This window comes from Bradyrhizobium sp. USDA 4473 (assembly GCF_054063335.1).
Genome location: NZ_JBSSGE010000001.1, coordinates 287,563 through 310,124, shown reverse-complemented (window position 1 = coordinate 310,124; position 22,562 = coordinate 287,563). Strand labels below are relative to the sequence as shown.

21 protein-coding genes, 2 pseudogenes and 1 riboswitch are annotated in these 22,562 nt (G+C 64.8%); of the genes and pseudogenes, 10 read left to right on the top strand and 13 right to left on the bottom strand.

Annotation, left to right across the window (positions count from 1 at the left end):
- Positions 1-203 precede the first annotated feature (203 nt).
- Complete coding sequence (locus ACVW17_RS01485; protein WP_456750140.1) at positions 204-827, top strand: outer membrane protein; 624 nt, start codon at positions 204-206, stop codon at positions 825-827.
- A 275-nt stretch (positions 828-1,102) separates the two neighbouring features.
- On the opposite strand, the gene ACVW17_RS01480 is transcribed toward ACVW17_RS01485, so the two are convergent.
- From ACVW17_RS01480 to ACVW17_RS01465, 4 genes are all read right to left on the bottom strand, one after another.
- Positions 1,103-1,315, bottom strand: coding sequence for a cold-shock protein (locus ACVW17_RS01480; RefSeq protein WP_016844477.1), 213 nt, complete (start codon positions 1,313-1,315; stop codon positions 1,103-1,105).
- 263 nt (positions 1,316-1,578) lie between these two features.
- Positions 1,579-2,439 carry a 23S rRNA (adenine(2030)-N(6))-methyltransferase RlmJ gene (locus tag ACVW17_RS01475; RefSeq protein WP_456756293.1) on the bottom strand — a complete coding sequence of 287 codons (861 nt, stop codon included), beginning with the start codon at positions 2,437-2,439 and terminating at the stop codon, positions 1,579-1,581.
- A 171-nt stretch (positions 2,440-2,610) separates the two neighbouring features.
- Positions 2,611-3,297: a ribonuclease T2 family protein gene (locus tag ACVW17_RS01470; RefSeq protein ID WP_456750139.1), complete on the bottom strand. Its 687-nt coding sequence runs from the start codon at positions 3,295-3,297 to the stop codon at positions 2,611-2,613.
- Positions 3,298-3,414: 117 nt separating this feature from the next.
- Entirely contained in the window at positions 3,415-3,891 is a 477-nt protein-coding gene (locus tag ACVW17_RS01465) for a hypothetical protein (protein WP_456750138.1), read from the bottom strand.
- Between the two features lie 167 nt (positions 3,892-4,058).
- On the opposite strand from ACVW17_RS01465, the gene ACVW17_RS01460 reads away from it, so the two are divergent.
- The 3 genes from ACVW17_RS01460 to ACVW17_RS01450 all read left to right on the top strand — a co-directional run bounded on the left by ACVW17_RS01460 (position 4,059) and on the right by ACVW17_RS01450 (position 7,959).
- Entirely contained in the window at positions 4,059-4,358 is a 300-nt protein-coding gene (locus ACVW17_RS01460; protein WP_456750137.1) for a hypothetical protein, read from the top strand.
- Positions 4,359-4,402: 44 nt separating this feature from the next.
- The gene (locus ACVW17_RS01455; RefSeq protein ID WP_456750136.1) at positions 4,403-4,933 is read left to right on the top strand and encodes a DUF3617 domain-containing protein; all 531 of its coding nucleotides are present in this window, start codon (positions 4,403-4,405) and stop codon (positions 4,931-4,933) included.
- A 725-nt stretch (positions 4,934-5,658) separates the two neighbouring features.
- The gene (locus ACVW17_RS01450) at positions 5,659-7,959 is read left to right on the top strand and encodes a TonB-dependent siderophore receptor (RefSeq protein WP_456756292.1); all 2,301 of its coding nucleotides are present in this window, start codon (positions 5,659-5,661) and stop codon (positions 7,957-7,959) included.
- A gap of 62 nt (positions 7,960-8,021) precedes the next feature.
- Here the strand turns inward: ACVW17_RS01450 and ACVW17_RS01445 are convergent.
- The 3 genes and pseudogenes from ACVW17_RS01445 to ACVW17_RS01435 form a co-directional block, all read right to left on the bottom strand.
- Positions 8,022-9,408: pseudogene (locus ACVW17_RS01445) on the bottom strand (ATP-binding protein).
- 9 nt (positions 9,409-9,417) lie between these two features.
- Entirely contained in the window at positions 9,418-10,122 is a 705-nt protein-coding gene (locus ACVW17_RS01440) for a response regulator transcription factor (protein ID WP_456756291.1), read from the bottom strand.
- Between the two features lie 20 nt (positions 10,123-10,142).
- Positions 10,143-10,668: pseudogene (locus ACVW17_RS01435) on the bottom strand (MarR family winged helix-turn-helix transcriptional regulator).
- Positions 10,669-11,022: 354 nt separating this feature from the next.
- Between ACVW17_RS01435 and ACVW17_RS01430 the strand changes: the two are divergent.
- From ACVW17_RS01430 to ACVW17_RS01415, 4 genes are all read left to right on the top strand, one after another.
- Positions 11,023-12,102, top strand: a complete 1,080-nt coding sequence (locus ACVW17_RS01430) for a branched-chain amino acid aminotransferase (RefSeq protein WP_456750133.1) — start codon at positions 11,023-11,025, stop codon at positions 12,100-12,102.
- A 144-nt stretch (positions 12,103-12,246) separates the two neighbouring features.
- Complete coding sequence (gene hisS, locus ACVW17_RS01425) at positions 12,247-13,761, top strand: histidine--tRNA ligase (protein WP_456750132.1); 1,515 nt, start codon at positions 12,247-12,249, stop codon at positions 13,759-13,761.
- Positions 13,762-13,874: 113 nt separating this feature from the next.
- Entirely contained in the window at positions 13,875-14,078 is a 204-nt protein-coding gene (locus ACVW17_RS01420) for a tautomerase family protein (protein WP_018269806.1), read from the top strand.
- Between the two features lie 164 nt (positions 14,079-14,242).
- Entirely contained in the window at positions 14,243-14,653 is a 411-nt protein-coding gene (locus tag ACVW17_RS01415) for a thioesterase family protein (RefSeq protein WP_456750131.1), read from the top strand.
- 197 nt (positions 14,654-14,850) lie between these two features.
- On the opposite strand, the gene proC is transcribed toward ACVW17_RS01415, so the two are convergent.
- Both proC and ACVW17_RS01405 read right to left on the bottom strand, forming a co-directional pair.
- Positions 14,851-15,726, bottom strand: coding sequence for a pyrroline-5-carboxylate reductase (gene proC, locus ACVW17_RS01410; protein ID WP_456756290.1), 876 nt, complete (start codon positions 15,724-15,726; stop codon positions 14,851-14,853).
- A 121-nt stretch (positions 15,727-15,847) separates the two neighbouring features.
- On the bottom strand, positions 15,848-16,348 hold the full coding sequence (locus ACVW17_RS01405) for a type III secretion system chaperone family protein (protein ID WP_229185331.1): 501 nt from the start codon (positions 16,346-16,348) through the stop codon (positions 15,848-15,850).
- Between the two features lie 443 nt (positions 16,349-16,791).
- Positions 16,792-16,944: riboswitch (FMN riboswitch) on the top strand.
- A 78-nt stretch (positions 16,945-17,022) separates the two neighbouring features.
- Here ACVW17_RS01405 and ACVW17_RS01400 point away from each other — a divergent pair.
- Positions 17,023-17,604 carry a 6,7-dimethyl-8-ribityllumazine synthase gene (locus ACVW17_RS01400; RefSeq protein WP_456750130.1) on the top strand — a complete coding sequence of 194 codons (582 nt, stop codon included), beginning with the start codon at positions 17,023-17,025 and terminating at the stop codon, positions 17,602-17,604.
- 121 nt (positions 17,605-17,725) lie between these two features.
- The gene (locus tag ACVW17_RS01395) at positions 17,726-18,532 is read left to right on the top strand and encodes an SDR family NAD(P)-dependent oxidoreductase (protein WP_456750129.1); all 807 of its coding nucleotides are present in this window, start codon (positions 17,726-17,728) and stop codon (positions 18,530-18,532) included.
- Between the two features lie 268 nt (positions 18,533-18,800).
- On the opposite strand, the gene ACVW17_RS01390 is transcribed toward ACVW17_RS01395, so the two are convergent.
- The 4 genes from ACVW17_RS01390 to ACVW17_RS01375 form a co-directional block, all read right to left on the bottom strand.
- The gene (locus tag ACVW17_RS01390) at positions 18,801-19,754 is read right to left on the bottom strand and encodes a ribose-phosphate pyrophosphokinase (protein ID WP_028344316.1); all 954 of its coding nucleotides are present in this window, start codon (positions 19,752-19,754) and stop codon (positions 18,801-18,803) included.
- Between the two features lie 178 nt (positions 19,755-19,932).
- The gene (locus ACVW17_RS01385; RefSeq protein WP_456750128.1) at positions 19,933-20,553 is read right to left on the bottom strand and encodes a hypothetical protein; all 621 of its coding nucleotides are present in this window, start codon (positions 20,551-20,553) and stop codon (positions 19,933-19,935) included.
- 183 nt (positions 20,554-20,736) lie between these two features.
- Positions 20,737-21,504: a peptidoglycan editing factor PgeF gene (pgeF, locus tag ACVW17_RS01380; protein WP_456750127.1), complete on the bottom strand. Its 768-nt coding sequence runs from the start codon at positions 21,502-21,504 to the stop codon at positions 20,737-20,739.
- The gene (locus ACVW17_RS01375; RefSeq protein ID WP_456756289.1) at positions 21,501-22,559 is read right to left on the bottom strand and encodes a class I SAM-dependent methyltransferase; all 1,059 of its coding nucleotides are present in this window, start codon (positions 22,557-22,559) and stop codon (positions 21,501-21,503) included. The genes pgeF and ACVW17_RS01375 overlap by 4 nt, the downstream gene beginning before the upstream one ends.
- Between the last annotated feature and the right edge of the window lie 3 nt (positions 22,560-22,562).

The window sequence follows — 22,562 nt, the reverse complement described above, 5'->3', positions numbered from 1 at the left end:
CCCGATCGCAGCAGGTTACCAACCCTGCGCCGTGGCAGCAGCTGGCGGGTAACACATTGTTAAGACTGATGAGCGGGCCGGTAACCGGGCTTAACAGCCCTTTAACTCAAAACTCTCGATAAACCTTAGCGAAAAAAGTGGAATTCCGTAACCACGCAGGCCCCGGCCTGCGGGCTGCGGCAGTTGCGTGGTGGAGAGTACCCATGACCCGGTTTGTTGCGCGTGCGCTGGCACTGATCGTCGCAGGCTGGACGACCTCGGCGGCGGCGGCCGACCTCAATTATGGTTCGCCCTACACCGTCTATCAGCCGCTCAATGCCTATAGCTGGGCCGGCCCCTATCTCGGCGGCAATGCCGGCTATGGCTGGGGCTCGGTAGAGAACAACCCGACCAAGCCGTCCGGCTTCGTCGGCGGCGTGCAGGCCGGCTACAATTTCCAGAACGGCTCTCCCTGGGTGTTCGGTCTCGAGGCCGATATCCAGGGCACGACTGCGGACGACCGGTTCGCGCCCTGGAAGTTCTCCAACCCGTGGTTCGGCACGGTGCGCGGCCGCGCCGGCTATGCGGTCAACAACGTGCTGTTCTACGCCACCGGCGGTCTCGCCTTCGGCGAACTGCGCGGCGAAACCTTCGGCATCACGGAGTCCCACACCAACGCGGGCTTCACCGTCGGCGCCGGCGCCGAAATGGGCTTCGCCCCGCATTGGAGCGCCAAGATCGAGTATCTCTATGTCGATCTCGCCAACAGCAACTTCACCATCACCGGCGGCGCGTCGAACGGCTACAGCTTCAGCCTGGTTCGCGCCGGCATCAACTATCACTTCTGAGAACAAGAAGACGTCGACCATCAACTCCCGGCTGCGCCCTGCGCGGCCGGGTTTTTCTTTGTGCCGACGATCTGCATATTGCGCGCAGCAGCATGCACGCCGCCCCGTTCGCGAAGCCGACCAGCCGGCCGCACGCTTTGAGCGTGCGGCACGGCCAGTCGCGTCCGCATCATGCAGGGTGGTCATGCAGCGAGCGCGCGCCGCGCGCTCCGCAGTCAACTCACACGCAACGCTTCAGTCGGTGGTCATCACGAGCCGCGCACCGCGAGCGCTCATCATGAAACCACCAGGTTGACCGCCTTCGGGCCCTTGCCCTTCTTGTCCGGCTCAACCTCGAACGTAATGCGTTGTCCTTCAGTCAGGTCCTTCAATCCTGCCCGCTCGACAGCGGTGATGTGAACGAACACATCGCGGCCGCCATCATCAGGCTTGATGAAGCCGTAGCCACGCTCTCCGTTGAAGAACTTGACTGTCCCAGTCATGGCCATCGGGAAAACTCCTCCCCCGTATTGCTCCACCGCTACGCGCACGTCGCGTAGCGGTTGACCGACATTCGCTTGTCGGAAGCTTGGCCACCTGAGCAGGCCGGCGTCACGCCGCCGGTCTGCCTGGATTTTATTTCGGCCTTGTCACTCCGCCGCAACCATTCGCGGAAGCGGAACGTAAAGCCAGTCGTAACAGGATGAGCATAATACGGTTCCGCGCAAATTGCCTATGCTCAAAATCGAACTTTTCAGTGGGTGCTTTTCGATCAAGCTTTAGGCGTCTCTAGTTTGAAGCGCGCCGCGCCGCCTTGACCGAGCGGCTTCTCGAGTTCGGGCAGGATGATCTTCAGCTCGCCCGCGAGCGTCCACGGCGGATTCACTATCAAAAGGCCGGTGGAAACGAGGCCTGCGCCCGCTTCTTGCGGCGCCACACTGAATTCCAGACGCAAGCATTTTCCGGCAGGTCGGCTGCTCATTGCAGCAGCAGCCACGCTGCGCGCGAGCTCGTCGGTGGCCCTCCGGGTTTTTACGGGGTACCACAAAAGATATGCACCGGTCGGCCACTTCGCGAACGCCTCCGTGAAAGCGCGGGCCAGCCGCTCGAACTCGTCCTTCGCTTCGAATGGCGGATCGATCAGCACCAGGCCACGCCGCTCGTTCGGCGGCACGAATGCTGGCAACGCGGTCCAGCCGTCGAGATCGACGACGCGCGCCTGCGCATCACGCCGCAACGCGTCGATCAGTTGCTTGCGTGCGGTCGGTTCGATCTCGCAGGCCGTGAGACGATCCTGAGGGCGCAGCAGCGCCCGCGCGATCAGCGGCGAGCCGGGATAGGCTTTCAACTCGCCGCGCGGATTGAATGCCCTGACGATGTCGAGATAGGGCGCGATCAACGGCAGCGCCTTGTCGGAGAGTCGCGCCTGCATCAACCGCGCGATGCCGCTGAGCCATTCGCCGCCGCGCTCGGCTTCGCTCGATGTCAGGTCATAGAGGCCGGCGCCGGCATGGCTGTCGATGACACGGAACGGCGCCTGCTTCTCCTGCAGATAGGTCAGCATCCGCACCAGCACGATGTGCTTGATAACATCGGCAAAGTTGCCGGCATGAAAGGCGTGGCGGTAGTTCATGCGGTTATCGCGCTGCGCTCCGAGAGGGATGCGCATGTTGTACTTCGTCATGCCCGGGCTTGTCGCGGGCATCGACGCCTGATCTTGCCGGATTCGCGAGGGCGAGAATGGCCGGAACAGTCAGCGCGGACGCTGCGCGGCGCGCCTCCGCCCGGCCATGACGGGGAGGGATCAGCCGCCGCGCACCGGCGGCATCAGCACCTGATCGCGGCGGCAGGCGCGGCGATCGATTTCCTCGCAGGAGCGGAATTGCAGATCCTTGCTGAGGCAGATCCGCACCTCGCTGAGGCGCCGGCTGTCGCAGGTCACCGAGATCGCGGAGTTGCTGAGTCCGGGATTGGCCTTGATGAAGGCCGTCTCCAACTCGTCGGGCGCGATCGTCTTCGGTTCCGTCAATTGCAGGAATTCCTCGGGGATCTTCACCGCGGCGCGGGCCTTGCGGATCGCTTCGAAATAGGCGCGCTCGCCGAGGCCGGAGCAGGTGCCGTGCTTGTCCCACTCGTTGTAGATCAGCCCGGGCGCCGGCATCAGGTCGAGCATCGAGGTCATGATGTTGCGGGCCAGCCGCGGCGAGGGCCGCTGGCAGTATTCCGGGAAGCCACGTTCATATTGCGGCCACAGCCCGTGCACCACGAAGGAGTAGGGCCGGCCGCCACACTGTGCCTGGGTCCCGCGGCCATTGTTGCCCCGCTCGCTCGCCGCCTCGCAGAACGAAGGCGACCATGACAGCGACAGCACATAGAAATCGAATTCGCCGGGCGCGTTCTGGCGGCGATCCTGGGCCGAAGCCCCAACCGCGCCACAGAGAGCAACGACAGCGGAAATCAGGAATCGGGAAATTGTGTCCAACCGAGGCATCAAACGCTCCCCCTCACGCGATCGTCCCGCAGCCTAACAGGCATTTGGAACATTTCAAGAACAAAAGCCGCCGGCTTTGATGGCGGCGGCTTCTGTTTCAGCAATCTGGTCGGGCTATCAGGGCCGGGCGGCCTTGCACGACGGGTTGTAGGCCCAGTTGCGGTCGAGCCCGGCGACACACCATTCGACGCCCTGGTCGATGCCGGCAAAGCCGCCGTCCTCGATGATCGAATAGTGCACCTTGCGCACCTTGCCGTCGCTCAGCAGCGCATCGCCCGAGCAATAGCGGCGCGGGATATTGTCGGACTGCCAGGGGCGGAAGGCGGTTTCGTGGATCCGGCTGAAGCCGGTGATGACCAGCGGCGAATTCCAGAAGGTGGCTTCCTTCTCGTGGAATTGATCGCTGATGGTCGCCAGGGCCTTTTCGCAGGGGGCGACATTGCCGTCATAGCGCGGGCCCGACAGCCAGAAATTCAGTTCGAACGGATTGGCGGCCTGCGCCGTGCCCCCGAAAGCCAGCGTGCCGGCCACGAGTGCGGCGCCGAGGCCAAGCGTGCGGCCTAGTTTGTTGCGGGAGTTGAACAGGTTGCGCATGGGAATCCACCCGATTATCCGATGCGGCGGACGGTGCCGCGAAGCCCCGGCGAGGTCAAGTGCAGCGCGGCAACACCTGTCGAGAAGTCCACTTCCGGCTGCCGGCTCGTTCTTTTCACGGTCGCCGGCGCACTCTATGTTGGGCCTCAAGCGAAATGGAGTCTGCGATGCGAACGAAATTGGCCGCGTGCCTGGTTGCCGTTAGCGGGATGCTGGCCGTTGGTCCGGCGCAAGCCGATTGGCTGCAGCCGGTGCCGCCGTTCAAGGGCAATGATACCGGCGGTATCATCGCCTATTCGCTGGCGGCCCAGACCGATGCCCGGCAACTCGCCGTCGACCACTGCGCCTCCTACGGCAAGGTGGTCAAGTTCCTGGCAGTGCAGCGCTACCCGGGCGGCTACATCTCCTTCGCCTGTCGCTGGGTGCCGTATGGCACCGCCGAAAGGCCGGTACGCGCGCTCTACTGAGCGCGCCCTTAAATCCTCCGATCGTTCAGCCGGGAGCCGACCGCATGACCCGACAGCTTGCCTTGATTGGTTCTGCTGTATGCCTCGTCCTGTCCGCTGGCGCGGCAAGTGCCGTCGACCTGCCGATTCGCAAGGCCGGGCTGTGGGAGATGAAAATGGTGCGCACTGGCGGGCCGATGCCGGAAATCACCATGCAGCACTGCACCGACGAGACCACCGACAAGGAGATGAGCGCCGCGGCCTCGCCGATGGCCAAGGAGGTCTGCTCCAAGCAGGACGTCCAGAAGACCGCGACCGGCTATGTCAGCGACAGCGTGTGCAGCGTCGCCGGCATGTCGATGCAGAGCCATGCCGAGATCGTCGGCGATTTCAATTCCGCCTACACAGTGAAGAGCACCTCGCATGCCGAGGGCGGTGCGGCCGGCGCCCGCGACACCACGATGACCATCGAGGCGAAATGGCTCGGCGCCTGCAAGGCCGACCAGAAGCCCGGTGACATCATCATGCCCGGCGGCATGAAGATGAACGTCAAGGACATGGAAAAGCTGAAGAGCCTCCTGCCCAAGCAGAAGTAGGGCGCCGCGCATTCGGTTGCGCGCCTACGACCCCTGATGCCGAGTGGTTGTTGCACTTCGCATCTCCCTCGTTGCTAGCAGTTCGCGACGAGAATTGCGGAGCAATCTTGTGCTGAGGGGGGTGTGCAATCCATCCGATCCCTCCCCTGAGGAGCGCCACCGGGTCCGCGCAGAGCGCGGCCCGATGACAGGCTCCGCGCGCACCTTCAGGATGACGGTATGGGAACTTGTAGCGAGCGGCCTCCCACGCCGTCGTCCTGGCGAAAGCTCATAACCACCGAATTCGATTGAGAGCGCGTAGTGGCCCAGCGTCGCACGACAGCAAGCGATTTGGGTAATGGGCTTTCGCAGGACGACATTGAATACAATCGCACTCTCTCAGGATGACGGTTCACCGCCGCGCGTTCGTGCGCTCCTTGGCGCGATGACGTCGACGGGATGCGACATCATTGAGCGATCGGCTGCGCGTTTCGCGTTCGAGCGACGACGCGCGTCGCATTCGCTGCAAGCTCGCTGCGACAACGTGTCGTTTTGAATCGTTCAAATGCGTACATCTTGAATCGTTCCAGTGTTTCGCATCGTGTGCGCTTCAAGCAATTCTATTTTGCGCGTGTGGAATTTCGCGCACCCCATCGATAGAAGTCCGCCGCAATCGATGTCGCGGCATGAGGAAGGTGCGCCTCGATCGAGATCAGTCTGGGCGTGTGGGGATTTGTTCGGTGGGAATGATTTGGTATCGAAGCAAGCGCGGCTTGCTTGGATCAACGGCTGCGATCAATGCAGCGTTTCTTGGTTCGGTGATGCTTGGAGCAGCGGGTGCGAACGTCGCCAGTGCTCAGGCGCAGACCAGTCCTCCACAAAACAATGCCAACGTGCTTCCGGCCGTGACAGTGGAGCAGCCCGGTGCGCCGAAGAAGCGCGCTGCGGCGGCTTCCAGTCAGAGCACCAGGTCTTCGCGCGCGGTCGCGGCGAGCCGACGCAGCCGTGTTGCGACACCCGGCCAGAGCCAGGCGCCGCGCTCGCAGGGCACCGCAGGCAATATCGGTACGACGACCGGTTACGTCGCAACCGGCAGCAGCGCCGGCACCAAGACCAACACTGCGCTGATCGAAACGCCGCAGTCGCTTTCGGTCGTGACCCAGAAGGAGCTCCGGGATCGCAACGTTCAGACCCTCAAGGACGCCGTCAACTACACGCCCGGCGTGACGACCACGGCGTTCGGCTACGATCCGAGGTTCGACAGTTTCTACATCCGCGGTTTCGATGCGACCTATACCGGAATCTATCGCGACGGCCTGCGCCAGGGCGGCGGCAACTTCGCGATCCCGAAGATCGAGCCATACGGTCTCGACAGCGCGTCGATCCTGCGTGGTCCGGCCTCGGGCCTCTACGGTCTCGGTTCGCCCGGAGGCATCGTGGATGTCACCACCAAGCGGCCGACCCTGACGCCGTTCGGCGAGGTGCAGCTGCAGGCCGGCACTTACGATCGCTACCAGGGCAGCTTCGATCTCGGCGGCCCGGTGCCCGGCAGCGATCAACTGTACTACCGGCTGACGGGTTTGCTGCGCGAGGCAAAGACCTGGTATCCCGGCAACGACGACGATCGCACCTACATCGCGCCGGCGCTGACCTGGCGGCCGGACGCCGATACGTCCTTCACCATCCTCAGCGAATACCAAAGCAGCCGAACCGCCGCCAGCATCGGCAATTTCCGCACGCCCGACGGACAATTGACCAACATCTACTCGAATGATCCGGCGTTCAGCGCGATGGATCAGAAGCAGTATCGCATCGGCTATGCGTTCGAGCACAATGTCGACGACGTCTGGACGGTGCGGCAGAATTTCCGTTTCTATCAGGTCGACACCGACGCGAAATACACCCAGATCGATTCGATCGACTATGGCACCAATCTCGCGTCGCGCTCCGCCTGGCGGATCCTGGATAGCTTCAACACGGTCACGCTCGACAACCAGGCCGAGGCCAAGTTCATGCTCGGCGCGGTCAAGAACACGGTGCTGTTCGGCGTCGACTACGGCCATTCCTACTACAACGACAAGATCGGTTACGGCGCGGCGCCGGACCTCAATCTCCTGACGATGAACTACGGCGCGCAGGCGATCGCGACGCCGGCGTTCTCGATCTTCAACAAGCAGTCGACCGACGAGGTCGGGGTGTATGCGCAGGAGCAGGCCAAGCTCGGCGGCTTCGTTCTGACCCTCAATGGTCGCCAGAGCTGGGTGTCGCAGACCACGACCGCGGGCCTCGACGGCGTGCCGTCGACGCAGAAGGCGGCCGCCTTCACCGGCCGTGCGGGCCTCGCTTACGTCTTCGACGACGGCATCGCGCCCTATGTCAGCTATGCGACGTCATTCGCACCGCAGGTCGGCGTCGACGTATCCGGGACACCGTTCAAACCGACCACCGGCGAGCAGAAGGAAATCGGCATCAAGTACCAGATGCCGCAGCTTCCGGTGCTGTTGACCGCGGCGGTGTTCGACATCACGCAGGACAATGTGCTGCGCACCGATCCCAACAACATGGCGTTCCAGGCCGCGACCGGGCAGGTCGAATCCAAGGGCGTCGAGCTCGAGGCGAAGCTGGCGCTCAAGCAAGGATTCGATCTCACCGCGGCCTACACCCATCTCAACGTCGTGATCACGCAGGGCAATCCGGACACGACCGGCAACGAGCTGTCGGGCATTCCGCGGAATTCCTTTGCCGCCTTCGGCAAATACACCTTCCAGTCCGGCGTTCCCGTCGAGGGGCTCGGGCTTGGCCTCGGCGTCCGCTATATCGGGACCAACTTCGGCAACGACCAGAATACATTCCAGAATGCGGCGACGACGCTGTTCGATGCCGTGATCGACTACGATCTGGGCAAGCTCGACCGGCGATTTCTCGGCGCCACCGCGCGCCTGAACGCGACCAATCTGTTCGACACGCAGTACCAGACCTGCCAGTCCGGCTATTGCTATTCCGGCGAACGACGGCAGGTCATCGGCACGTTGTCTTATCGCTGGTAGCTCTTGTTGTTCGGATGCGTTCTTCACGCGAACCGGCGTCAACTTCGCTCGAAAACGCTGTGCTACACCGGCACCCGCACCGTGGCCCGCAGGCCGCCCATCGGGCTCTCGCTGAGCAGGATGTCGCCGCCATGCGAGCGCGCGATGTCGCGGGCGATCGCGAGCCCAAGCCCGCTGCCGCCCTCGTCCTGGTTGCGCGCATCGTCGAGCCGCAGGAACGGCTTGAACACTTCCTCGCGCATGTTGGCGGGGATACCGGGGCCGTCATCGTCGACCGTGATGTTGAGGTAGCGGTGGTCGCGTTGGCCGGTGATCGAGATCGTGTTGGCATGGCGCGCCGCATTCGACACGAGGTTGGCGAGGCAGCGCTTGAACGAGGCCGGCTTCACCGTCACGATCGGCAGGCCGTGGAACGCGACGGTTGCGGTGTGGCCGTGGCGCTCGGCGTCGCTGCGCAATTCCTCCAGCGCCATCGCCATGTCGGTCGGCTGCGCGACCTCGCCGGAATCGCCGCGTGCAAACGCGAGGTAGTCCTCCAGCATCATCGACATCTCGTCGACGTCCTTGCGCATCGCGTCGATCTCGGGGCCTTCGCCGATCAAGGCGAGCTCGAGCTTGAAGCGGGTCAGGATGGTGCGCAGATCGTGCGAGACGCCGGCGAGCATCGCGGTGCGCTGCTCGATCGAGCGCTCGACGCGCGCCTTCATCTCGATGAAGGCCTGCGCCGCGCGCCGCACCTCGCGCGCACCGCGCGGCCGGAAATTCGGCGCCTCGCGGCCCTTGCCGAAGCTTTCCGCGGCGTCGGCGAGCCGCAGGATCGGCTTGATCTGGTTGCGCAGGAACAGTACGGCGACGATCAGCAGGATCGTCGAGGTGCCGAGCATCCAGAAGATGAAGATCTCCGAATTGGAGGCATAGGCCGCGCTGCGCTGGGCGAAGATCCGCATCACGGAATCGTCGAGCTGCACGCGGATCTCGACCAAATTGGACTTGCCGACAGTGTCGATCCAGAACGGGCGGCTGATCTGGCGGCCAAGCTGCACCGACAGGGTCTGGTCGAGCAGCGAGAAGAACGGCTTCGGCCCCGGCGGCGGCATGTCGCCGGCGGGGAGGAAATCGACCACCAGCTGCAGCTTCTGGGCGATGCCGCGCAGCTGCGCCGCGATCCTTGTCCTGCGGATAGATCTTGTAGACGTCGATCAGCGCGGCAATGTCGGACACCACCGCGGCCGACAGGCGCCGCGTCACCGTGTTCCAGTGCCGCTCCATGAACACGAACGCCACAACGGTCTGCAGGATCACCATCGGCACGATCATGATCAGCAGCGCGCGGGCGTAGAGGCCCGTCGGCATCCAGCTCTTGAACGCGTTGCCCATCCAGCCGTTCGCCTTCGAGACGCGCTGCGAGGCGTTCTTGATCAGGGTCAGGCCGGAATCGAGCGTGCTCATGGCTGGATCTTACGGCGAGGCGACCAGTCGATAGCCGATGCCGCGCACCGCCTGCAGGAACAGCGGATTGGCCGGATCGTGCTCGATCTTGCGCCGTAGCCGGTTGATCTGCACGTCGACCGCGCGTTCGTTGACGGTGCCGCCGGAGGTCAGCGCGGCGCGCGGCACGGTCTCGCCGGGCGCGCTGGCGAGGATGCGCAGCATCTCGCGCTCGCGGTCGGTGAGATGGACGATCTCCTCGCCCTGGCGCAGCTCGCTGCGCTCGATGTGGAAGATGTAGGGGCCGAACGCGATCTGCTCGACGGTGACGACCTGCGGCGGCGCCGTGCGCTTGAGGATGTTGCCGATGCGCAGCACCAGCTCGCGCGGCTCGAACGGTTTTGCCACGTAGTCATCGGCGCCGATCTGCAAGCCCTCGATGCGGGCTTCCGCCTCATGCCGGGCGGTCAGCATGATGATCGGCACCGTCGAGGAGGTGCGGATGAAGCGGGCGAGGTCGAAACCGTTCTCGCCGGGCATCATCACGTCGAGGATCAGGAGGTCGAAATGCAGTCCGAGCAGCTTGGCGCGCGCATCGGTGGCGCTCATTGCCGTCGTGACGCGATAGCCTTCGCCGGAGAGAAAGCGCGACAGCAGGTCGCGAATACGGCGGTCGTCGTCGACCAGAAGCAGATGCGGCGCGTCGTCGGCCGGCTCGATCGGCGCGCGCATCATGGTTGCAGCCTGCACCAGGTTCACTCCCTTGCTTTCTTGCCGCCGCCGAAGATCGCTTCGAGCACCTTGTCGGGGTCGTCGCGATCGATCATCGCGCGGAGGAATTGGCGAACCGTCTCGATGCCGGCCGGATCGATGCCGGCGACGGCGCGGTTGATGCGGTCGGTCTGCAACCCTGCGAGCTTGGCGACCAGCGCCTCGCCTTTCGGCGTCGCGTAGAGCAGGCGCTGCCGGCGGTCATTGTTGCCGGTCTTCTGCACGATGTAGCCCTCGTCCAAGAGTTGCTTGAGCACCCGCCCGAGCGATTGCTTGGTGATGCGCAAGACGTCGAGTAGGTCGGCGACCTTCAGGCCGGGGTAGCGGGTGACGAAGTGGATGACGCGGTGGTGGGCGCGGCCGAAGCCGAACGCCTCCAGCTCCTGGTCGGCGTCGCCGACGAAGTCGCGGTAGGCGAAGAACAACAGCTCGATGATGTCCCAGCGCAGGTCGCGCCCGCCCCGCCGCAGAAGCGTGGTCATTTCCCTGCGAATCGGGCTTGGCAGCCATGCCTGAGAAATTTATGTCAGTCATATTGACGTATCTTGGGTTCAATGTTACAAAACTGCCTGTCACGACGAAACATTAGGTCGTTTTGTCCCTGACAGCGTTTGAGACGGCCTGAAAGAGCCTGTGAGGCGGTTTGGGCCGCAAATTGGACTACCGTGCGATTGTCGAGCGGCATTTCGGCAAACATACTGGACTTCAGCACTCCGCAAAAGCATGTCTAGCCGGCATGTTGGCGATGGAAACCGGCCCCGCGGCCGGAGGTGGTGAGGTCCGGACCAGCCGAGCCGTGAGGCTCCGGGGGAAACAGGCCGGCGCCCGACCTCGCGCCGGTTCCGACAGCGGAAAGCAAGAAAAATGACTTTGAAATTCGACATCCAGCCTTCGCCGAACGCGACGTCCGACAAGGACCGCGCAGCGAAGCTCGTGGACCCGGGCTTCGGCCGCGTCTTCACCGATCACATGGCGATCGTGCGCTACAGCCAGAGCAAGGGCTGGCATAGCGCCCGCGTCGAGGCCCGTGCGAATTTTCCGCTCGATCCGGCCGGCGCGGTGCTGCACTACGCCCAGGAAATTTTCGAAGGTCTCAAGGCCTACAAGCGCGACGATGGCGGCATCAACCTGTTCCGCCCCGACGCCAATGCCCGCCGCTTCCGCGATTCGGCCGATCGCATGGCGATGGCGCCGTTGCCCGAGGATCTGTTCATCGAAGCGGTCGAGCAGTTGGTGCGGATCGATCGCGCCTGGATCCCGGGCGGCGAGGGCAGTCTCTATCTGCGGCCGTTCATGATCGCGAGCGAGATCTTCCTCGGCGTCAAGCCATCGGCGGAATACATCTTCTCAGTGATCGCCTCGCCGGTCGGCTCCTATTTCAAGGGCGGCCCGGCACCGGTGTCGATCTGGGTGTCGGAGAATTACACGCGCGCCGCGATCGGCGGCACCGGCGCCGTCAAGTGCGGCGGCAATTATGCCGCGAGCCTGCGCGCGCAGGCCGAGGCGATCGAGCGCGGCTGCGACCAGGTCGTGTTCCTCGACGCGGTCGAGCGCCGCTATATCGAAGAGCTTGGCGGCATGAACATCTTCTTCGCATTCGACGACGGCTCGCTCTCGACGCCGCCGCTCGGCACCATCCTGCCCGGCATCACCCGCGACTCGATCATTGCGCTCGCCAAGGACTCCGGCACAAGCGTGCGCGAGGAGCCCTACACGATCCAGCAGTGGCGCGCGGATGCCGCCAGCGGCAAGCTGAAAGAGGCGTTCGCCTGCGGCACCGCGGCCGTGATCTCGCCGATCGGCAAGGTCTGCTCGGCGAGCGGCGACTTCCAGATCAGCGGCGGCGTCGCCGGCCCGGTCGCCATGGGCCTGCGCAAGAAGCTGGTCGACATCCAGTACGGCCGCACCAACGACCCGCATAACTGGATCAGAAGCGTCCAGTGACGGACGCCACATCATTCCGGGGCGATGCGTAAGCATCGAACCCGGAATCTCGAGATTCCGGGTTCGCGTCTTTCGACGCGCCCCGGAATGACAGCCCTGGACGCACCGGTTGCCGCGTTGCGCGCCGGCTGGTAAATGCCGCCAATGGCCGAGAAACCCAAAAAACCCCAGAAACTGAAGGCGCGCCTGCCGCGCGGGCTGGAAGATCGCGGCCCGGCTGCGATCAATGCCACGCGGGCGATGGTCGAGAAGATCCGCGCCGTCTACGAGCTCTACGGCTTCGAGCCGGTGGAGACGCCGGCGATGGAATATACCGATGCGCTCGGCAAGTTCCTGCCTGACCAGGACCGTCCCAACGAGGGCGTGTTCTCGTTCCAGGACGATGACGAGCAGTGGATCTCGCTCCGCTACGACCTGACCGCGCCGCTGGCGCGCTATGTCGCGGAGAACTTCGACGCGCTGCCGAAGCCGTACCGGTCGTATCGTTTCGGCTATGTCTTCCGCAACGAGAAGCCGGGTCCCGGCCGGTTTCGCCAGTTCATGCAGTTCGATGCCGACACGGTCGGTTCGGCGACGCCGGCGGCCGATGCCGAGATCTGCATGATGGCAGCCGACACGATGGAAGCGCTCGGCATTCCGCGCGGCTCCTATGTCGTCAAGGTGAACAACCGCAAGGTGCTCGACGGCGTGCTCGAGGCGATCGGCCTCGGCGGCGACGACAATGCAGGCCGCAGGCTTACCGTGCTGCGCGCGATCGACAAGCTCGACAAGTTTCCCGCCGACGAGGTCCGCAAGCTGCTTGGTCCCGGACGATGGGATGGCGGCGAAGAGGGCAAGGGCGACTTCACCAAGGGCGCCGAGCTGAGCCCGGCGGATGCCGATATCGTCCTCGCCGTCACGCAGCAGCGCGACGATTGGAAAGATGCCATCGCTGCGGCCGAGACCTATTTGGCGAAGAGTGAGGTTGGTCAGGCCGGCGTGAGCGAGCTGGAAGAGATCGCCAAGCTGGTCGCGGCGTCCGGCTATGGCGCGGACCGAATCCGCATCGATCCCACCGTCGTTCGTGGCCTCGAATACTACACCGGCCCGGTTTACGAGATCGAGCTGCTGCTCGACACCAAGGACGAGAAGGGCCGCCCGGTGCGATTCGGCTCGGTCGGTGGCGGCGGCCGCTATGACGGCCTGGTCTCCCGCTTCCGCGGCGAGCCGGTACCGGCGGCCGGTTTCTCGATCGGCGTGTCGCGGCTGCAGGCCGCGCTGACGATGCTCGGCCAGCTCGACGCGAGGGCCGTGTTCGGCCCCGTCGTCGTCACCGTGTTCGATCGCGACCGTGTCGCCGACTACCAGAAGATGGTCGCGCAGCTGCGCAAAGAGAATATTCGCGCTGAGCTCTATCTCGGCAATCCGAAGAACATGGGCAACCAGCTCAAATATGCCGACCGCCGCAATTCGCCCTGCGTCATCATCCAGGGCTCGGATGAGAAGGCGCGCGGCGAGGTGCAGATCAAGGACCTGATCGAGGGCGCCAAGGCGGCGGCCGCGATCGCCTCCAACCAGGAATGGCGCGAGACGCGTCCGGCGCAGTTCTCCTGTGCGGAGGCCCAGCTGGTCGCCAAGGTCCGCGAGGTCTTGGCGCGGCACGACGTGAACTGGGGATAGCTGGTTTGTCATGCGCGGGCTTGACCCGCGCAGCCATCTTCAAAAAGATGGCGCGCCAGCCAGGCCGGCAGACGACCGGTTTGCGCGTCAACAACAACCAGGGAGAACTTCCGATGCCTGAGATCACCGTGAGCATGGCCGCCGGCCGCACCGACGAGCAGAAGCTCGGCATGATGCGCGACATCACCCAGGCGCTGGTGAAGAATCTCGGCGTCGATGCCGATGCGGTCGTGATCCAGATCAATGAAGCGCCGCTGCATCACAAGATGAAGGGCGGCAAATCCTTCGTCGAGCGCGCGGCCGCGGCGAAGAAATAGCCCGGCTTTCTCCACGGGTCGTCCCTGCGAAAGCAGGGACCCATAACCACCGGTGACAGTGGTTGCGCTCGCTGGGGCTCCAGCCGTCGATCAATTGATATTTGTGGTTATGGGTCCCGGGTCGCGCTTCGCTTGCCCGGGACGACAGTCGTTTTGAGGCTTCCATGGATGCACGCGACTTCATCAAGATCGGCATGAGCGCCGAGCGCATGCTGGTGGTGCCGCCGGAGCGCACGGTCGGGCATTTCGTGCCCGGCATGCCGATGGTCTATGCGACGCCGATGATGATCCTCGACATGGAGATGGCGTCGGGCGATGCCATCCGCGACGCGTTGCAGCCCGGCTGGGTCACGGTCGGCACTGAGGTCGACATCCGCCATCTCGCGGCGGCGCTTGTTGGCGCCACGGTGCGGACCACCTCAAAGGTGATCGCGGTCGAGCGCCGCGTGATCCGCTTCGAGGTCGAGGCCTTTGAGGGCACGCGCAAGCTCGGCGAAGGCCGCCACGCTCGCGGCTTGATCAATGTCGAGAGCTTTAACAAGCGGCTGGCCGGGATGTCGGGGCAGGCTTCGTAAGAGCACCGCAGGGTGGGCAAAGCGAGCGTGCCCATTTTCGTTTGCTGCTCGCAATCACGCTACAACACTTGTTCGGACGGCATCCTGAGGAGCGCGCAGCGCGTCTCGAAGGATGGGTCACGGGCCGTGCACCCTTCGAGGCTCGCTCCGCGAGCACCTCAGGATGACGGGACGAGGAGTGATCGGGTAGCGAGAAATTACTTCGCCAATTCCTTCGAGCGCTGTGTCGCGGCGGCAACCGCGCGGGCCATCAGCGGCTGTAGGCCGTCGCTTGCCATCAGCACTTCGAGCGCCGCGGCGGTGGTGCCGCCGGGCGAAGTGACGTTCTGCCGCAACGTCGCCGACGGCTGATCGGAGCGATGCAGCAGTTCGCCGGAGCCGGCGACGGTGGCGCGCGCCAGCGTGGTTGCGAGTTGCTCGGGCAGGCCGGCGGCAACGCCGGCGCGGGCGAGCTCCTCGGCGAGCAGGAAAACATAGGCCGGGCCGGAGCCGGAGACAGCCGTCACCGCGTCCATCAGGCCTTCGTCGTCGACCCATTCGACCAGCCCGGTTGCCTTCAGCAGCGCATCGGTCATCGCGCGCCGTGCGGCAGTGACGCGCTTCGACGGCACCGCAACCGTGATGCCGCGGCCGATCGCCGCCGGCGTGTTCGGCATCGCGCGCACCACCGCGCCCCCGACCACCTCTTCCAGCGCCGCGATGGTCGTGCCGGCCATGATCGAGACCACGAGCGTCGAGGGGCCGACGAGCGCCTTCAGTGCGGCGCCGGCATCGCGGAACGATTGCGGCTTCACCGCGACCACCAGCGTGTCGACCGTACCGAGCTCTCTCGCCTGCGGATTGAGGCGCACGCCCTTCGCGGCCAGCGCGGAGATCTCGGGCGACAGATGCGGATCGATCACCGCGACCTGCTTGGGTGCGAGGCCCTGCGCGAGCCAGCCGGTCAGCATGGCGCCGCCCATCTTGCCCGCGCCCGCGAGCGCGATGGTGCCGGAAGTATTCGTCAATGCGCTGCTTGTGCTCACGGGAGGCTCCACAAACTCTGTGTCGTCCCTGCGGAAGCAGGGACCCATAACCACCGGAGGTTCTAGTGAAGCGAGAACCGAGCCACAAGCAGTTTACTCAACCACTGGGGCCGCGGAGTATGGATCCCTGCTTTCGCAGGGACGACATCGAATATGTGGAACGAAACCCTTACGCCTCGCCCTCGGTATCGAACATCGCCGCCGCCATCGCCTCGGTGGTCGACTTGCCGGCCCACACCACGAACTGGAACGCCGGATAGTAGCGCTCGCAGGCGTGGATCGCGTTGACCACCATGGCCTCGCATTGCGAGGTGGAGGCGGTGAGGCCGCCGGGCAGCACCAGCGCCTGACGATGCATCACCATGCCGGTGTGGGTCCAGAGGTCGAAATGGCCGACCCACAATTGCTCGTTGATCGCGGCGACCAGCCGCTGCACTTCGGCGCGGCGCGCCTGCGGCATCTTCATGTCGAAGGCGCAGGCGAGATGCAGCGCCTCGATCTCGCCCATCCAGGTGAACGAGAGCTGATAGTCGATCCAGTCTCCCTTGGAGACGATCGTCACCTCGTCTTCGCCGGAACGCTCGAACGCCCAGTTGTTGTCGGTGGCGATATCCTCGACCACCGCAAGCGGGTTGTTCCGGGAATCGATAATGCTTTCGAGGAGGGACATGCCGTCTCGGACCTTATTCTTATGATCGCTTGATACGCACACGGAAGCCGGCACTTGCGACATACTGCGTCGTGGCCGAGTACAGCTCCTTGACCGGGCTTCCGGATGCCCCTGGACCTGACGCCGATGAAGTGATGTGATTTGCGGAATCCGCGCAACCGCACGCCGAGTCCGTCCACAGCCAAAGCGCGCATCGTCCACAGCTGATCTCCGCCACATCTGTGATTTGGAGAACAAATCGGAATCTTCGCATTCGAGTAACGGTTTGTTAACCATTTGCGGCCGCTTCGCTGCACGTGTGAATCAGCGCTTTGGCCCCTCCGGTCCCGGCCCAGAGCCGCAACGCGGGCATGGGGACATGCCGTTTCCCCATGCCAAAGGACCTTGCCCCGCTGTCGCGGTTTGGTCATATTTCGTCTCAGGCACGTCCATCCCGGGCGTGCCGATGTTCTCAGGGCGGGGTGAAAATCCCCACCGGCGGTAAGGGCGATGAGCCCAAGCCCGCGAGCGCCTCGTTCCGCGAAGCGGGACAAGGGTCAGCAGATTCGGTGCAACTCCGAAGCCGACGGTTACAGTCCGGATGAAAGAGAACGGTTGCGGCAGCCAACGCGATTTTCGCGTGGGCTCGTGTCGTTGTCCGTATGCCCTGATTCTGGTCCTGAAAGAGGAAAGCCATGAATCAGATGTTGCAAGACACTGAAGTTCAACACGCCGAAGTCCAAACATCCCCAGCAGAAAGCGCTCCCGACACGCCGGCAACTCCGCCGGTGCCGGAGCATCCGCATTTCGCCAAGCCGCAGCGCGTTGCCTTCGTGCAATCGTCCTGGCATCGCGACGTGGTGGAGGAGTGCCGCATCTCCTTCCTGAAGGAGATCGAGGCACGCCACATCACCAATGTCGACGTGTTCGAGGTGCCTGGCTCGTTCGAGATCCCGCTGCATGCGCAGCTGCTGGCGAAAACGCGGCGCTACACCGCGATCGTTGCGGCCGGCCTCGTCGTCGATGGCGGCATCTACCGCCATGAATTCGTCGCCGACACCGTGATCAAGGCGCTGATGGATGTGCAATTGCGCACCGAGGTGCCGGTGTTCTCGGCGGTGCTGACGCCGCAGCAATTCCACGAGACCGAGGTGCATTACGAGTTCTTCCGCAAGCATTTCGTGATCAAGGGGATCGAGGTCGCGGAAGCCTGCGCCAACACGCTGCACAGCCTGGAGCGTTTGCGCGGCCAGGTCGCGGCGGGGATTCCCGGGTAACGCGTCGGAGCTTCGAAGGTCTAACACAAAAGCGGTCCCGGCATGCACGCCGGGATCGCTCTCGCCCGCCGCATGTTCGGCTATGCTCGCAGGCATAAATCAAAACGCGCGGGAGGTGCCCATGACCGAACACCATTCTTCCGACTGGCTCGGTCTGTCGGGCCGCGTTGCCGTCGTCACCGGCGGAGGCGGCGGCATCGGCCGCGCCACCGCGGTCAGCTTCGCGCGGGCCGGCGCCAAAGTCGCTGCGCTCGATCGCGACGAGCGCTCCCTTGCGGAGACCAAGGCCAAGCTGCGCGAGTTCGGCGACGGCCATCTCGTCGCAAGCTGCGACACCACCAGCGAGGACAATGTCGCAGACGTCGCCGACACCGTCGCGCGCACGCTTGGTGGGTGCGACATTCTGGTCAACACTGCGGCCGTGCTGCGTCCCGGCGGGCTCGACACGCTGCCGCTCGCCGAATGGAACGCGGTGCTGGCGGTCAATCTCACCGGCTATTTCATCTGCGCGCAGGCGTTCGGCCGCCAGATGCGCAAGGCCGGGCGCGGCAGCCTGATCCATGTCGCCTCGATCGCCGCCAGCAATGCGCAGGGGCAGAGCGGCGCCTACAGCGTCAGCAAGGCCGCCGTCGTGATGCTCTCGCAGCAGCTCGCTGCCGAATGGGGGCCGCACGGCATCCGCAGCAATGTGGTCAGCCCCGGCCTCGTCGTCACGCCGATGAGCCAGGCGTTCTACGATACGCCGGGAGTTACCGAGCGGCGCACCGCCGTGGTGCCGATGCGCCGGATCGGTGCGCCGCAGGACATGGCGGACGCGACGTTGTTCCTAGCCAGCGACCGCTCATCCTACGTCAATGGTGAGGAGATCATCGTCGATGGCGGCTATGCGCGGACGCTGATGAGCCACGTTCCGCGGCCGGGGTTTTAAGAAGGCCGCATCTGCAAATTCAATGTCGTTCCGGCCTTGAGCCGGGAGCCATAACCACCAATGCGAATTGATTTACGACGCTGGGGCCCCAGCGCGCTTCAACAACTCGATCCTGTGGTTATGGGTCCCTGCTTTCGCAGGGACGACAGCAGCGAGTTAATCAAACTACGCCGTAGGGTGGGCAAAGCAATAGCGTGCCCACATGCCAAGCGCGGGCTTGATGGTGGACACGGCCAATCGCGCCTTTGCGCACCCTACAGAGCCGTCATTAGTCGAATAGGCTGGAGACCGACTCTTCCGCGGCGGTGCGGCCGATCGCTTCGGCGATCAGGCCGGCGATCGAGATCTGGCGGATGTTCGGCGCCTTGTTGACGGCTTCCGTCGGCAGGATCGAGTCGGTGATGACCAGCTCCTTCAGCCGCGACGAGGCGATGCGCGCGGCGGCGCCGCCCGACAGCACGCCGTGGGTGATGTAGGCCGAAACCTCCTTGGCGCCGTGCGCGATCAGCGCCTCGGCCGCATTCACCAGCGTGCCGCCGGAATCGACGATGTCGTCGACCAGGATGCAGTTGTAGCCGGCGACGTCGCCGATCACGTTCATCACTTCGGACTCACCGGGGCGCTCGCGGCGCTTGTCGACGATCGCCAGCGGGGTGTTGATGCGCTTGGCGAGGCCGCGGGCACGCGCCACGCCGCCGACGTCGGGCGACACCACCATCACCTTGGCGAGGTCGAACTTTTCCTTGATATCGCGCACCATCAACGGCGCAGCGAAGAGGTTGTCGGTCGGGATGTCGAAGAAGCCCTGGATCTGGCCGGCATGCAGGTCGAGCGTCATGACGCGGTCGACGCCGGCGTGCGAGATCAGGTTGGCGACGAGCTTGGCCGAGATCGGGGTGCGCGAGCCGGACCGGCGATCCTGCCGGGCATAGCCGAAATACGGCACCACCGCGGTGATGCGGCGCGCCGAGGAGCGGCGCAGCGCGTCGGTGATGATCAAAAGCTCCATCAGATTGTCGTTGGCGGGAAACGACGTCGATTGCAGGATGAACATGTCCGAGCCGCGGACGTTCTCCTGGATCTCGACGAAGATCTCCATGTCGGCGAAGCGCCGGACCACGGCCTTGGTCAGTTCGATGCCAAGGCCCTTGGCGATGTCCTGCGCCAGCGCAGGATTGGAGTTGCCGGCGACGAGCTTGATTGATCCGTTCTTTGCCGACATCGATGCTTCCCCCCGCGCCTTGCTGGATACGACGTTCAGCATCTCAAGTCCTTACAGAACCGGCGGGTTTTCGGTGCGCGAGGGAATATCAGGCAGGCGGCCGCGCTGGCAACCCATTAGCCCGTCTTCACTGCGTTTTCCTGGGCAAAAAACGCCTTTTCCCGGGAGATACCGGGGGTTAGTCGGCGGAATAGCTGAGCGCCACGGTCTCGGCGGGCGCCGGGGCGCTGACCATCGCCGGCCCGCGCAGGTCGGGAGCCGCCGGGGCCGGCGCCGGGCCATCGGCCGGACCGCCATTGATCATGCTGGTAAGGCCACTGAGGCCGGCCTGGGCGATCCTGCGCAGCACCAGATCGTCTGCGGCGGCCCAGGCGTCGCGGCCGGCCTTGCCGGCAGGTTCTTCGCCGGAGAGCCGCAGCGCACGTTGCTGGTTGCCGTCGTAGACGTCCCACACCCACGCGATCATGGTGCGGCCGCGCACCACCTGCGCCGACAGATAGCTGCGCACGCGATAGGCCGCGGTGCCCTGGCGCGACACGATCGACAGGCTGCGCAGCTTGGATTCGCTGTCGAGCACGCCGACCATGCGGTCGAACACCTGGGGGGGCGGGCCGTCGATCGATTCGAACGCAACGGTCGCGCCGCCGCCGCTCGCCGGCGTTGCCATGGCGTAGGAGTCGGCCACGTTGCCGCCGGCCGCGCAGCCGCCCAGCGCGCATGCGATCGCCAGCCATCCGGCTGCGACCGCGGCACGTACGACTGTCCCAGTTTGAAACTGGTGATTTGACGCTTCCCTCATTGCGTCCTGCGATATCGTTAAAACGGCTTAACGTCTAGGGCAGGACGGCCACAGCCCTTAACCGATCCAGGGGTTGCGCCACGGGGTTTCGGATTTCCTTGCTCAGTCAGAGAGATGGTGCCGCATGACCTCGCGGCCGGTTCGCAATGCTGGCCTCGTCTGATGGCGATCGGACGCGCGGCGTCAGCCTTCCAGCGCGATGGCGTGCACGTGCCGGCCGTAATCGGCTTCCTTGCGGTGGACCGAGCGGCGGTAGCTGAAGCAGCGCTCGTCGGAATAGGTGTCGATGCCGAGATCGTCGATCATCAGCACGCCGGCATTTTCCAGCCGCATCCGGATGAAGCCGGCGAGATCGAACATCGCGTGGCCGTCGCGTTCGCCGGGTAGGAAGAACAAGCCGCTCTCGGCATCGGCCTCGATGAAGCGCTCGACGAATTCGTTGCCGACCTCGTAGGATTCCTTGCGGATCAGCGGGCCGATCGCGGCGACGATGCCGCCGCGCTCGGCGCCGAGCTTCTCCATCGCATCGATGGTCGATTCCAGCACGCCGGTCAGCGCGCCCTTCCAGCCGGCATGCGCCGCGCCGATCACCCGTGCATTGGGATCGACGAACAGGATCGGCCCGCAGTCGGCGGTCGTGACCGAGATCGCAAGCCCTTCGGTGCGGGTGACGAGCGCGTCCGCCTTCGGACGTGGCGCGCCGTTCCACGGGCGGTCCACGACGACGACGTCGGGCGAGTGCACCTGATGCACGCTGATCAGATGATCGAGCGGTACGCCGAGCTGCTCGGCCATCCGCCGCCGGTTCTCCGCGACCTTGGCCGGATCGTCGCGCGAGCCGAGCCCGCCATTGAGGCCGGCATAGACGCCCTCGGAGACCCCGCCCTCGCGCGAGAAGAAGGCATGGCGCAGGCCCGGTATGGCCGACAGCAGCGGTGATCCCAATGTCATTGTTCGGTCTCGTCAGGCTGATCGCTGAGGCCAGCGATCGAGGTGAGGCGCGGGTCGGAGATGGCCATGACCTTGAACATCGAGCCCATCCCGCCGCGCCCGGGCTCGGTCAGCCGCTTCAGCGCGCCGGCAATGTCGGCGGACATTTCGGGGCTGGCTTTCGCCATCAGTCCGGCGGCGCGGGCTTCGACGCCGAGCCGCTTGAGGAAGTCGCCCTGCGTCGCCGGGCCGTGGACCTGCGCGCCGACATCCTCGGCGGCGCGTGCCAACGCCTGGAAGTCGACATGCGCGGTGACGTCGGCCTGTCCCGGGTTCTTCAGCGGGTCGGCGAAGCTGTGGCGTGCGATCGCCTGGAAGGTGTCGCCGGCATCGCTGCGCAGGTGGCCGTAATCGATGATCAGCGCGGCGCCGTCCTGGTCGCGCACCCGGGTGGCGAGCTTCATGACCTCGTTGTCGGGCCGCCATTCGAACACCGCATTTAGCGGCGCGGCGCGCACCAGCGGCGGCAGCAGCACCTCGAAGTGCGGTGTCGGTTCGGGAGCGGGGGCGAAATACAAATTGCCATTGGCATCCATCCCGACCGTGCGCTCGTGCCAGCCGGTCTCGCGGCGGACCATCTGGTGGATCGGCAGCACGTCGAAATACTCGTTGGCGAGGATCACCGCCGGTCCTTCGGGCACGTCGTCGATGCTGTCGTGCCAGGTGATGTCGCGCACGCCGTTCAGCGTCGCCTGCTGTTTCTCGCGCAGCACCGGATTGACCTCGACGAGGTGAATGCTGAGCGACTGGTACAGCGGCGGCAGCACGCGCAGCGCGCGCAGCGCGTCCGACATCATGGTGCCGCGGCCGGGCCCGAGCTCGATCAGGCGGAACGTCTCCGGCGAGCCGATCGCACGCCAGATCGAGGCGCTCCACAGCCCGAGCAGCTCGCCGAACATCTGGCTGACCTCGGGCGCCGTTGTGAAATCGCCCTCGCGGCCGAGCGGATCGCGCGACAGGTAATAGCCGTACTGCGGGTGCATCAGGCACAATTCCATGTAGCGCCAGACCGGCATCGG